General features: G+C 62.2%; 10 protein-coding genes and 2 pseudogenes. 1 reads left to right on the plus strand and 11 read right to left on the minus strand.

Annotated elements, in window-relative coordinates; all coding sequences use genetic code 11:
* Positions 1-16 precede the first annotated feature (16 nt).
* The 7 genes and pseudogenes from AC3WRR_RS16195 to AC3WRR_RS16225 form a co-directional block, all read right to left on the minus strand.
* A pseudogene (locus tag AC3WRR_RS16195) lies at positions 17-223 on the minus strand (MFS transporter); the annotation flags it as partial.
* Positions 224-386: 163 nt separating this feature from the next.
* A complete protein-coding gene (gene ppk2, locus AC3WRR_RS16200; RefSeq protein ID WP_011615440.1) occupies positions 387-1,184 on the minus strand; it encodes a polyphosphate kinase 2 in 798 nt (265 codons plus the stop codon).
* 290 nt (positions 1,185-1,474) lie between these two features.
* The gene (locus tag AC3WRR_RS16205; protein ID WP_010809982.1) at positions 1,475-1,741 is read right to left on the minus strand and encodes a DUF5676 family membrane protein; all 267 of its coding nucleotides are present in this window, start codon (positions 1,739-1,741) and stop codon (positions 1,475-1,477) included.
* A 36-nt stretch (positions 1,742-1,777) separates the two neighbouring features.
* The gene (locus AC3WRR_RS16210) at positions 1,778-2,443 is read right to left on the minus strand and encodes a methyltransferase family protein (RefSeq protein ID WP_439671781.1); all 666 of its coding nucleotides are present in this window, start codon (positions 2,441-2,443) and stop codon (positions 1,778-1,780) included.
* Entirely contained in the window at positions 2,443-2,715 is a 273-nt protein-coding gene (locus AC3WRR_RS16215) for a DUF2933 domain-containing protein (protein WP_439670593.1), read from the minus strand. The genes AC3WRR_RS16210 and AC3WRR_RS16215 overlap by 1 nt, the downstream gene beginning before the upstream one ends.
* Before the next feature lie 377 nt (positions 2,716-3,092).
* Positions 3,093-5,576: a heavy metal translocating P-type ATPase gene (locus AC3WRR_RS16220; protein ID WP_492297436.1), complete on the minus strand. Its 2,484-nt coding sequence runs from the start codon at positions 5,574-5,576 to the stop codon at positions 3,093-3,095.
* A gap of 240 nt (positions 5,577-5,816) precedes the next feature.
* Positions 5,817-7,001, minus strand: a complete 1,185-nt coding sequence (locus AC3WRR_RS16225; protein ID WP_492297438.1) for a methionine adenosyltransferase — start codon at positions 6,999-7,001, stop codon at positions 5,817-5,819.
* Between the two features lie 400 nt (positions 7,002-7,401).
* Here AC3WRR_RS16225 and AC3WRR_RS16230 point away from each other — a divergent pair, with 400 nt between their 5' ends.
* Positions 7,402-7,614 (plus strand): formate/nitrite transporter family protein, encoded by a 213-nt coding sequence (locus AC3WRR_RS16230; protein WP_197540009.1) that lies wholly within the window; start codon positions 7,402-7,404, stop codon positions 7,612-7,614.
* Positions 7,615-7,825: 211 nt separating this feature from the next.
* Here the strand turns inward: AC3WRR_RS16230 and AC3WRR_RS16235 are convergent.
* From AC3WRR_RS16235 to AC3WRR_RS16250, 4 genes and pseudogenes are all read right to left on the minus strand, one after another.
* Positions 7,826-7,945: pseudogene (locus tag AC3WRR_RS16235) on the minus strand (hydroxymethylglutaryl-CoA lyase); the annotation flags it as partial.
* Positions 7,946-7,967: 22 nt separating this feature from the next.
* The gene (locus AC3WRR_RS16240) at positions 7,968-9,983 is read right to left on the minus strand and encodes an acetyl/propionyl/methylcrotonyl-CoA carboxylase subunit alpha (protein WP_492297440.1); all 2,016 of its coding nucleotides are present in this window, start codon (positions 9,981-9,983) and stop codon (positions 7,968-7,970) included.
* Between the two features lie 18 nt (positions 9,984-10,001).
* Positions 10,002-11,609 carry a carboxyl transferase domain-containing protein gene (locus tag AC3WRR_RS16245; RefSeq protein ID WP_492297442.1) on the minus strand — a complete coding sequence of 536 codons (1,608 nt, stop codon included), beginning with the start codon at positions 11,607-11,609 and terminating at the stop codon, positions 10,002-10,004.
* 64 nt (positions 11,610-11,673) lie between these two features.
* Positions 11,674-12,369 (minus strand): acyl-CoA dehydrogenase family protein (locus AC3WRR_RS16250; RefSeq protein ID WP_492297443.1); only part of this gene is annotated, 696 nt, incomplete at its 5' end.

Genomic DNA, 12,369 nt, shown 5'->3' on the forward strand with positions numbered 1-12,369 from the left:
TTTCAATTGTTGTTCCCATTGCGATGGCGACGAACCGGAATGCACTCTCGACGCGGCCACCGAGCGCCGCATCTGCGCCCAGGCAGAGCGCGCCGATGCCATACCCGAGGTCGCGCCAGAAGCGGTAGATGCCGATGGCGGACGCCCGCCAACTGGGGTGTGCGATGTCGGCTACCGCAGCGCTCAGATTGGGGTGCAACATCGCCATGCCCAGCCCGGTCATCCCTCGGGCTTGTTACGGCTTCGTCATACTTCACCGTAGTGCTGCCAGCGACCCAATTAGCCTCCGCCCCTGCTCAGAACGGACAGCAGGCCTCCAACTTCAATGATGCTGGTCTTCATCTCATCCATCCTCGCAGGTCACAAATTCGTGCTGCGCTACCGTCTCACTTCGAAATCGCCCCGCTCAGAAGATGTTCCTCTGCATAAGGAAACACAACTTCCGGATTAGGGCGAATCAGCTCAGCGTCCTTGTGCGCATAGTGAAGGCGGGTCAGTAGATCCTTGATGACGCTGAGGCGTGCGACATGCTTGTCGTCGGCGCGCACGACGTTCCATGGCACGATGTCGCTGGTTCGAGCAAACATCTCGTTCCGTGCCTTACTGTATTTCTTCCAAAGCGATACCGCTTGTTCGTCAATGGGGCTGACTTTCCACTGCTTTAGCGGGTCCCGACGGCGCTCTTCGATGCGCTTCTTCTGTTCGGCCTTGCTGATGTCAAGGTAGTACTTGATAAGACGAATTCCGGAACGCACGAGCATCCGTTCGAACTCTGGGACACTTGCCATGAACTCCTCATGCTCGTCCTTGGTGCAGAAGCCCATCACATGTTCCACACCGGCCCGGTTGTACCAACTGCGATTGAAAAGGGTGAACTCGCCGGCCGCAGGCAGCTCGGCCGCATAGCGGCGGAAGTACCAGGAGCCTCGGTCACGGTCGGATGGCTTCCCCAGTGCGACGACGCGCGTTTCACGCGGACTGAGGTGTTCGACAATGCGCTTGATGGTCCCATCCTTCCCAGACGCATCCCTTCCCTCAAAAATCACCAGAATCCGGTCGCTGCAGGAAATGAAGTGCTTCTGTAGTTTGACCAGCTCGATTTGAAGCAGGTGGAGATTCTCCTCATAGCTGTCATGGGAGAGGGCGCTTGCCTCGGATGGAGCCGTCTTGCTACTTGTCTTCATTTTCATGGTTCACCTCCCTTGAGTCGGGCGCATCGGGTGGGAAAGGGTGGGGCTTTCCAGGTGAAAGCGGGGTAACTTTTTCGTTGAGCAATAGCTCCAGCGAAGGTCGGTCTACGACCTCCTGTTCGAGCAGTAGCTTTGCCAGCGCGTCTGGCTTGTGCCGGTTTGCCAGCAATGTTTGGGAAGAGTCGAGGGCCGCCGCTATTCGCACCGGCCGCCGGTCCGGACATGACACGAGCTCGTAAAGAGCTGTGGCGCAAGGACTTGGAGTCATATCGCCATTCTTGGTATCAGGTCTCTCCTTGAAGGCTGTTGTGTAACCATGCAAAGAATGCCCCGGCAGCGAAGAACCACACCGCAAACACAAAGGCTGGATAGATGATGGACCACCAGGATACTGATTCGCCGGTCTGAAGGCGCCGGAAATCGAGCCCGTGAAAGAGCGCGTTCATGAAATTCATGAAGGGCTCAGGAAGAACCATCCAGACGAGCGTGCATAGAACGTAGAACAGCACGACCGTGGCGGATAGCGTCAAACCAGTCTTGAAGGGTTTCATGGCAGCCTCCGGGTGCAAGGAAGATGACGGTTGAATTCAATGAGGACGCGTCCGCGGAACATCTCGGGCTGAGATATGCGGAATGAACGCTGGTGTCTTTTGGCGATATTCCTCATATGCTTGCCCGAACTCGGCCAGTGCGTCCTGCTCCTCCGACTTGGCCAGCCGAACATACATCCAGACCAGGATGGGGAACATCACCAGAGTGACTATCGTCGGCCACTGCAGCAGGAAGCCGAACATGATCAGGACGAACGCGACATACTGGGGGTGCCTCATGCGCGCATAGAGACCCGTGGTCGCCAGGCGGTGCTGCTGCTGGGCCAGGTACAGCCTGCGCCAGGCGGAAGACAGCATGATGAAGCCGCCAAAAATCAAGATGTCGCTGGCGATGTGAAATGGCCCCAGGTGCGGGTTGCCCCTCCAGCCGAAAATCATCTCCGGAAGATGACCGGCATCATGCGAGAGGAAGTCGATTCCCGGGAACTTCGCCGAAAGCCACGGTAGCAGGAGATAGATACTCAGGGGGATGCCATACATCTCTGTAAAGAGCGCCACAATGAACGCGGAGAACGCGCCAAACGAGCGCCAGTCGCGCTGGGTCTTCGGCTTGGTGAAGCTGAAGGCGAAGATGATGAAGACAGCTGAGTTGATAATGACCAGCGACCAGAGACCGTAGCTGGATTGTGTTTCGGGTTGCATCATCGCTCTCCTTTGGCGTTCGTGTCCTTGGTGGCGTCATCCGGTCCGTGACCGTGTCCATGTCCATGTCCATGTCCACCGTGCATGAAGATGTGCATTAAGGGGCAGACGGCCAGCAGAAGAAATGGCAGGAACTGAATGACGTGTGCCCGGTGTTCAGTCCATAGGAAGTAGGCAATCACCAGCAGAAAGCCAATCATGACCAGCTTGGACCTGGTCACGGTGCGCAGTGCGTCGCCAGGCCGCTCATGACCGTTGTGGTCGTGGTTCATGTTTTCCTCCTATAAAGCGAACGCCGTACCGCCTGGCAGCAGCCATGGTGCCGATGACGTCGGTGTATGTATCTCGCTTGGTCTTGCTGAAAAACTGTTCGCCGTTCCGCCAAGCAGGAGCCAAGTGAGACTCTGTGATAACCAGTTCATAGACCGACCCTCTCTTCAACCTTTGTCTTGGCGTTCACGCTCAACTGCGTTTCGTATATCGCGCTCGCACTGTCGCGAAAGGCGAAGACTCAACCACACCACAACGACCGGACAGGACAGCAGGAGTAGGCCAACCAGTATGGTGAACGGTGTCAGCCCAAACCGGTAGACGATAGCTGCCGCGAGTAGCATTGCAAAGGCAGCGCAAATCCATGCCACCGGGTGTTTCATCTCGCCTCCGGGCTGGCAATTCTGGAGCCAAGTCGTACACGCTTCAGCAATGCGGAGTTGGCTACCACACTCAACGAGGACAGTGCCATTGCTGCTGCGGCAAAGATGGGGTTCAGGAGTCCAAGTGCGGCGATAGGGATGCCGATGGTGTTGTAGATGAACGCCCAGAAGAGGTTCTGTTTGATTTTGCGCATCGTCGCGCGGGACAGCTCAATGGCGGCAACCACGTCACGCACATCATCGCGAATGAGGATGATGCTCCCAGTTTCCTTCGCGACATCCGAGCCTGAGCCGATGGCAATGCCGATGTCCGCTGCGGCAAGCGCCGGTGCGTCATTGACGCCGTCTCCCACCATGGCCACGACCTCCCCTTGCTTCTGTAATGCGTGAATGGTCTCGACCTTGTCTTCCGGCATCACCTCGGCAATGACATGCTCAATGCCAACCTGCCGGCCGATTGCCTCGGCGGTGCGGCGGTTGTCACCGCTCAGTAGCACAACCTTGATGGCGCGCGCCTTCAATGCCGCGATTGCCTCGCTCGCTTCCGGTTTCACTGTGTCAGCCACGGCCACTACGCCGAGCAATTGTGTGCCGGCGCCGACCAGCATGGCTGTCTTGCCATCGGCCTCGAGCTTCCCGAGTACAGATTCGGCCGATTCGATTGGGATGCCTTGGCGTGCAAAGAGACGCCGGTTGCCCAGCCAGACTTGCTGACCGTCGACGAGGCCCTGAATGCCCATGCCAGACAATGCGCTGATGCTGGCTGCCTTGGGAATGGTGAGCGCGCGATACTGTGCGGCGCGCACGATGGCTTCGCCCAAAGGGTGCTCGGACCCGGCTTCCACAGCGGCAGCAAGAGTCAGCAGGTCAGATTTCTCTCGCCCAGAAAAGGGGATGACATCGGTCAAGGTCGGCTCTCCGCGCGTAATCGTCCCGGTCTTGTCAAAGACAACCGCGGTGAGCTTTTCGGCCCGCTCCAGCACTTCACCGCCGCGTATCAGGATGCCGTTGTCCGCGCCCTTGCCGACGCCGACCATCAGCGCTGCTGGCGTGGCGACGCCTAGCGCGCAGGGGCAGGAGATAATCAGAACAGCCACGAATGCGAGCAGTCCCTGCGGAAAATGACCGGCGACGGTCCATCCCACTAATGCCAGCATCGCGACCGAAACAACCGCAGGTACGAAGTAGCCGGTGACCTGGTCCGCCAGTCTCTGAATCTGCGCGGTGCTGGCCTGGGCGTCCTCGACCATCCTGATAATCTGAGCGAGAGCGGTGTCCGCTCCGATTTTTGTGGCCTGGAAGGTGAAGGCGCCACTGCGGTTTAGCGTGCCGCCAATGACAGCGGCACCAGGCTTCTTTTCCACGGGCATCGACTCGCCGGTCAGCATCGATTCATCGACACTGGATTGGCCATCGATAACCTTGCCATCAGTGGGAATCTTCTCGCCGGGGCGTACAACGACCGCTTCGCCCACCATGATGCTTTCAGCCGGGATTTCCACCTCCGTCCCGTCGCGAAGCACGTGAGCGACGGCGGGGCGCAGGTCGAGCAGGCGTCGAACAGCGGCGGAGGATTTCTTCTTGATGATTTCCTCCATGTATTTCCCCAGCAGCACGAAGGCGATAATGACCGCCGACACCTCAAAGTAGACGTCTCGCTCTTCGACCTTGACGGGCAGCCAGGACGGAAAGAACAGCACTACTACGCTGTAGAAGTAGGCGACGGATGTCCCCAGGGCGATGAGGAAGTCCATATTGATATTGCGCGTCCGGATGGCGTTCCATGCGCCCTTGTAGAAGCTCCAGCCGCCAATGAACTGGACCGGCGTGACGAGAAGGAATAGCCACATCCCCCACGTGAACCAAGGCAAGGCGGGAATCGGGGCCCAAGTCACGAGCGTCGCGCCGGCTGCCAGTGCCAGGAAGGCGCCAGCCCGCAGCACCGCCAGCGCGAGCACGCCCGTGAGCGCAATGGTCACGCGCGTCCTCATGGCTTTCAACTCGCTCTCTGGCGACTCGAAGGTCCGAAGGCAGCTCTCGCTGCAGAAGTAGTACTTGCGGTTGCCACGCTCGGCGGAGAGGGCCGTAGCCTTGTCCACCATCATTCCGCAAATAGGGTCCTTGGCGAGTTGCTTAGCGGCGTGGGAAGCAAGCGCGGGCGTCGCCGCAGGGATAGGAGCGACGCCGGGTGGGCTAGGACTGCGGGAGGGCCCAGCCGAGCTACGCCTATCAACGGGGTGAAGAACATATTTCGCCGGGTTGGCTAGGAAAACCTGCTCACAGTGTGGAGAGCAGAACCAGTATCGCTTCTGGTCGAGCTCCGTGCTGGTAGCGGCCTCCCGTGGGGAGATCTCCATGCCACAGACCGGGTCACGCACGAGCTGCTGCGAGGCGGCTGGGCCTGCGGCGGCCGTTGGAGCTGCCTGGGCTTCGGTGAGGCCGTAACTCCCCCCATTAGGGGTGGTGGACTTGGTCGGCATTCCATCCTCTCCTTGGGGCTCTTAAGAGGGGCTGCAGCGCATAAATTACATTTTCATTCTGGGTGACCAGTCGATTTGCTTCTTGATTTCAATCAAGCGTTCATGGGTGGTCGGGGGTGCGGTGGGTGCCGATTCAGGAATGAATGTCGAACGCCGCATGACGTATGTGTTTGAAGGCTGGGAAGCCGCTCGGCCAGCCGATGCCGGCGCCGAGGTTGCTGTGCTCCCCATACACCGGGCCTAGAAGACCGCTACCGTGCCATAGACCAGCTCATTGACCAAGGCAGGAAGCTGCGCCAGCTGTAGCGTCGCGAGTTCACGAACTTGCTGCTCCTGGGCGCTCGAGAGGCCGCGCTCGGCCACGACATCAATGGCAAACAGTTGGGGCTGGTCGATGGGGCGTCCAATTCCGGAGAGAAGCCGGACGACGACTTCATCCGCGCCATCCACGCTTGCCTGAATGTGAGAGGCTAACCGGTGGGCGAGCACGTTGTAGAGCTTGCCGACATGTGACGCCGGGTTCTTGCCCGCTGCGGCCTCCAGCGACATTGGCCGATAGGGGGTAATCAGGCCATTGACCCGGTTTCCGCGGCCGACCTGGCCGTCATCACCATGCTCAGCACTTAAGCCAGTGACCGTCAGGTAAATCCCGCTTTCGTCGCAAGCATCCCGGCGATCGAGGGTATTGATTGCAATCTCACAGTCGGTGCCGATGTGCTCGGCCAGATACGACCCAATCCGGCCCTTGAGGATGAAGTACTCATCGACGCCTTGGACGCATCGGTCGACAAACGCCAGCGCAAGAGTGAGACGGTGATGCGCACCCAGCCGACTCCCCATCACCTTGTAATCGAGGCCCGCCGCCTCAAACATTCCCCTGTCGGCACGTGAGCGCAGAAGGTCGGCAATCAACAGCACCGCTCTTTCAAGCGATGAGAGTGGCGCATAGCCGACGCCAAAGGATGTGTCATTGGACAGCGAAAGAGACGCTGCACTGGTCACGCGCCGGAGGTTCGGGGCCGAGGGGCGGAGGATTGGCTCGATCCGGATGTCATTGCCAATATCGCCCAAGGATGTCGCCAGGTACTCACGAATGGCCTGCTCGACAACTAGCTCGGCCTTGGCCGACGGAAGTTCGGTAACAGGGCCGGATACTATCAACCGCGTTGAGCGCAGCACTTTGCCACCGCCGAACTTTGGCGCGCTCATGCCGCCGATGAGTAGCGCCTTGTCCAGATTGAAGTGCTGGACTGCGCCATAGGCTTCGAAGTATGCGCGGCACAAGGCGCGAGCCGCAGCTTCGACAGCCCCATCGCATAGGCTATCGGGATGTCCGATGCCCTTGTGCTCGCACATTTCCGTGTGCTCACCTCGCCATGACGGCCCACGCGAGATGGCAATCGCTATGTTCTCCATGATGGTCATCTCGAGCCCCCTTCACGCCGTCGCCCTGTAGCCATTCTATGTAGCCGCGGTAGGTCAAGTCGCGAAGGTTCGGTTCCCGACTCGGGTTGCCAGGAGTTGTTGACGCGAATCAAGCACGGTTTTTCGCGTTGCCTAGCATCAGTGCTGAAAATATGACTTTCGATTGCCAACTAAGTCGCGGCAGGGCCGCTGGTGCACTATTAGGCTCATGTGGCCTGGCATTTGAAGGTTGCGAAATCGCCGAGCGGGTGCAAACCGTCGGGGTGGCCAAGGCGCGCCTGCCGCTGCTGCAAATGGCGATGCTTGGGCATACTGGCCGGTGCTTTCATCGGGCGGGGAGCGCTGTATTCCGTACGGGTTGCCAGCGACCCAAGTTTAGGGTTCGCCACCAGCTGCGTGATTGGTAGCTAGCCTGGTGTTTTCATTAGGGCTGCTGCTGGTAGTGCCCGGCGCCAAGCTATTCACTGCCAACAACCTATTAGTGATGGCCTGGGCCGACCGGCGAATCAGCAGCTACGAGCTGCTGCGCAATTTTGGGGTGGTGAGCTTGACCAACTTTGCCGAAGCGGCTGGACTCGCATTGCTGGTTGGTTGCCAGGGTATCCGGTGCTGAACAACGGACTAGTGGCTGAGCGCTTGGAGCGCATTGCCGTTGCCAATTGCGCCCCAAGCCCCCAGCCGTTCATTGGTGTGCGCATCCGTACAGATGCTAGTTACACCCTGGAACTGTCAATGGTGCTGCCGCCGGGGATGGATCCGTGGCCACCCGCTGCAAGGGCTGATCGGCTTTCAGTCTTTGCCCCGACAATCGCTCTATCTCCGGCGCCTGCCTCGGTCAGCTGGTCGATCAATGCGACCTTGATCTCGGTCGGCACTAACGCCTTCTCGTTCTGGAGGCCATCGCGTGGACCGACTTCCACGATCTTGACTTTGTCTGGTTGCATTGCCGGAAACCTCCCCACGATATCAGGCTTCAAACGCCAGGAGCTGCGACCCTTCAGCCACTTGCTCGCCAACCCCATAGAGCACTTCACTGACCACACCATCCACCGGTGCGCTGATGGTGTGCTCCATCTTCATGGCCTCCATCACCAGCAGCGGGGCCCCGCGCGTCACGATGCTGCCCGCCTCGACCATCACGGCAATGACCTTGCCGGGCATCGGCGCGGTCAGCTTGCCGTCTTCGCTTTCAGCCTCGCCAGCGTGCGCCAGTGGATCGAGCCAGGTCAGGCTTACGTGACCACCGGCATGGAAGGCATGAAACACCTCGCCGTCGGCATGCACTTGGCCGTGCGCGTGGCGCGTACCGAGGTCGACGCGGATCTCATCTCCCTGGCAGTTGCAGGCGAAGGACACAACCTGGTTCGCGTAGATCAGCGTGCTGCCGCGTGCATCGGTATTCAGCGTCACCTCCAGCACCTGCTCGCCATAGCCGAAGCGCAGCGTGCGCGACACGCCGCCGTTCAGCCGCCACGCGCCGCCATGGGTCCACGGCGAATGCTGGTCGGCGGCGTCGACGCGGCGCTCGCGCGTCTCGCGGTCGAGCAGCGCGGCCACCGCCAGCGCAATGACTTCCAGGCCGACCGGGGCGGCGGGCGGGAACAGCGTGGCTTCGTTGCGCTCGATCAGGCCGGTATCGAGATCGGCGGTGCGGAACGCCTGCGACGACACCAGCCGTTGCAGGAAGGCCACGTTGGTCGACAGCCCCACCACGTGATACGACGCCAGCGCCTGGCGCATGCGCGCCAGCGCCTCGTCGCGGTCCTTGCCCCAGACGATCAGCTTGGCGATCATCGGGTCGTAGAAGGGGCTGATGGTGTCGCCTTCGCGCACGCCGGCGTCGATGCGGATGCCGGCCGGGCCATGCACATCACCACCGCGCATGAACTGCACCGCCGGCGGCGTGCGCAGGTAGCGCAGCGTGCCGGTGGACGGCAGGAACTGTTTGTCGGGGTTCTCGGCGTAGATGCGTGCTTCCAGCGCATGGCCGTCGATGCGCAGCTGCTCCTGCGTGAGCGGCAGCGCTTCGCCGGCGGCGACGCGCAGCTGCCATTCGACCAGGTCCTGCCCGGTGATCATCTCGGTAACGGGGTGCTCCACCTGCAGGCGCGTGTTCATCTCCATGAAGTAGAACGAGCCGTCCTGGTTGGCGATGAACTCGACCGTGCCGGCGCCGACATAGCCGACCGCCTTGGCCGCGGCCACCGCCGCTTCGCCCATGGCGCGGCGACGCGCCTCGGTCATGCCTGGCGCGGGGGCTTCTTCCAGCACCTTCTGGTGGCGGCGCTGCACCGAGCAGTCGCGCTCGAACAGGTAGACGCAGTTGCCGTGGGTATCGGCAAACACCTGGATCTCGATATGGCGGGGGCGCGTCAGGTACTTCTCCACCAGTACCTTGTCATCGCCAAAGCTGGCGCTGGCCTCGCGCTTGACCGAGGCCAGCGCGGCCTCGAAGGCGTCGCCCGACTCGACCACGCGCATGCCCTTGCCGCCGCCGCCTGCGCTGGCCTTGAGCAGCACCGGGTAGCCGATGCGGTCGGCCTCGCGGCGCAGCAGCGCCGGACCCTGGTCCTCGCCGTGGTAGCCGGGCACCAGCGGCACCGCGGCCTTCTCCATCAATTGCTTGGCCGCGCTCTTGCTGCCCATCGCGTGGATGGCAGACGCCGGCGGGCCGATGAAGACCAGTCCCGCCGCGGCGCAGGCCTCGGCAAAGGCCTCGTTCTCGGACAGGAAGCCGTAGCCGGGGTGGATGGCCTGGGCGCCGGCCTCCTTCGCCATCTCGATGATGTGGTCCGCGCGCAGGTAGCTGTCGCGCGCGGCCGCGCCGCCGATATGCACGGCCTCGTCGCAGAAGGCGACGTGGCGCGCGTCGGCGTCGGCATCCGAGTACACCGCGACGGTGCGGATGCCGAGCCGGCGGCAGGTGGCGGCCACGCGGCAGGCGATTTCCCCGCGGTTGGCGATCAGGATCTTGTTGAACATCGGTCTTCCTTGTCGTGATTACATGCGGAACACGCCGAACTTCATGTCCTCGATCGGCGCATTCAGGCTCGCGGACAGTCCCAGGCCCAGCACGGTGCGGGTCTGCGCGGGATCGATCACGCCGTCGTCCCACAGGCGCGCGCTGGCGTAGTACGGATGGCCCTGGTGCTCGTACTGGTCGCGGATCGGCTGCTTGAACGCCTCTTCCTCTTGCGCGCTCCACTTGCCGCCCTTGCCCTCGATGCCGTCGCGGCGCACCGTGGCCAGCACGCTGGCGGCCTGCTCGCCGCCCATCACCGAGATGCGCGCGTTCGGCCACATCCACAGGAAGCGCGGCGAATAGGCGCGCCCGCACATGCCGTAGTTGCCGGCGCCGAACGAGCCGCCGATGATCACCGTGAACTTGGGCACCTGCGCGGTGGCCACCGCGGTCACCATCTTGGCGCCGTTGCGCGCGATGCCTTCGTTCTCGTACTTGCGCCCGACCATGAAGCCAGTGATGTTCTGCAGGAACACCAGCGGGATCTTGCGCTGGCAGCACAGCTCGATGAAGTGCGCGCCCTTGAGCGCGGACTCGGAGAACAGGATGCCGTTGTTGGCGATGATGCCGACCGGGTAGCCCCAGATGCGCGCGAAGCCGCACACCAGCGTGGTGCCGTAGCGCGCCTTGAACTCGTCGAACTCGGAGCCGTCGACCAGGCGCGCGATCACCTCGCGCACGTCATAGGGCTTGCGCGTGTCGGTCGGGATCACGCCGTACAGCTCTTGCACCGGGTACAGCGGCTCGACCGGCTCGTGCAGGCGGATCTGGTCCGGCTTGCGGCGGTTCAGGTGCTGCACGATATTGCGCGCCAGCGACAGCGCGTGGTGGTCGTTCTGCGCGAAGTAGTCGGCCACGCCCGACAGGCGCGTATGCACGTCGGCGCCGCCCAGGTCTTCGGCGCTGACCTCCTCGCCGGTGGCGGCCTTCACCAGCGGCGGGCCGCCCAGGAAGATGGTGCCCTGGTTCTTGACGATGATGGACTCGTCGCTCATCGCGGGCACATAGGCGCCGCCGGCGGTGCACGAGCCCATCACCACCGCGATCTGCGGGATGCCCCGCTTGGACAGGTTGGCCTGGTTGTAGAAGATGCGGCCGAAGTGGTCGCGGTCGGGGAACACGTCGTCCTGGTTGGGCAGGTTGGCGCCGCCGGAATCGACCAGGTAGATGCACGGCAGGTTGTTCTCCTCGGCGATCTCCTGCGCGCGCACATGCTTCTTGACCGTCATCGGGTAGTAGGTGCCGCCCTTGACGGTGGCGTCATTGCAGACGATCACGCACTCCTGCCCGGCCACGCGGCCGATGCCGGTGATGATGCCCGCGCCCGGCGCGGCATTGTCGTACATGTCGTACGCGGCCAGCTGCGACAGCTCCAGGAACGGGGTGCCCGGATCCAGCAGTTGCTGCACGCGGTCGCGCGGCAGCAGCTTGCCGCGCGACAGGTGCTTGTCGCGCGCGTCCTTGCCGCCGCCTTCGGCGAGCTTCGCGATCCTGGCCTCCAGGTCGGCTACCAGGGCCTGCATGGCTTCGGCGTTGGCCTTGAAGGACTCGGAGCGGGCGTTCAGTTTGGTTTCGATGATTGGCATATCGTGCTTCTGGGTGTGCCGCGAGATGGTGCTGTCGGTCGGCAGATGGCGAAGGTAGGCGCGCTTACATGGTTTCCGCGAACAGCTCGCGGCCGATCAGCATGCGGCGGATTTCCGAGGTGCCGGCGCCGATCTCGTACAGCTTGGCATCGCGCCACAGGCGGCCGGCCGGGTATTCGTTGATATAGCCGTTGCCGCCCAGGATCTGCACGGTCTCGCCCGCCATCCAGGTGGCCTTCTCGGCGGTGTACAGGATCACCGCGGCGCAGTCCTTGCGCACCTGGCGCACGTGCCCGCTGCCCAGCGCGTCCAGGTTCTTGCCGACCGTGTACAGGTAGCTGCGCGCGGCCTGCAGCGTGGTGTACATATCGGCCACCTTGCCCTGGATCAGCTGGAATTCGCCGATGCTCTGGCCGAACTGCTTGCGGTCGTGGATATACGGCGTGACCACGTCCATGCACGCCTGCATGATCCCGACCGGGCCGCCGGACAGCACCGCGCGCTCGTAGTCCAGCCCGCTCATCAGCACCTTGGCGCCGCCGTTCTCGGCGCCAAGGATGTTCTCGACCGGCACTTCCACGTCCTGGAACACCAGTTCGCCGGTGTGCGAGCCGCGCATGCCCAGCTTGTCCAGCTTCTGCGCCACCGAGAAGCCCTTCATGCCCTTTTCGACGATAAAGGCAGTCATGCCGCGCGCGCCCAGCTCAGGCTCGGTCTTGGCATAGACCACCAGCACGTCGCAGTCCGGGCCGTTGGTGAT

The organism is Cupriavidus sp. FW305-3-2-15-C-LB2 (assembly GCF_058787575.1).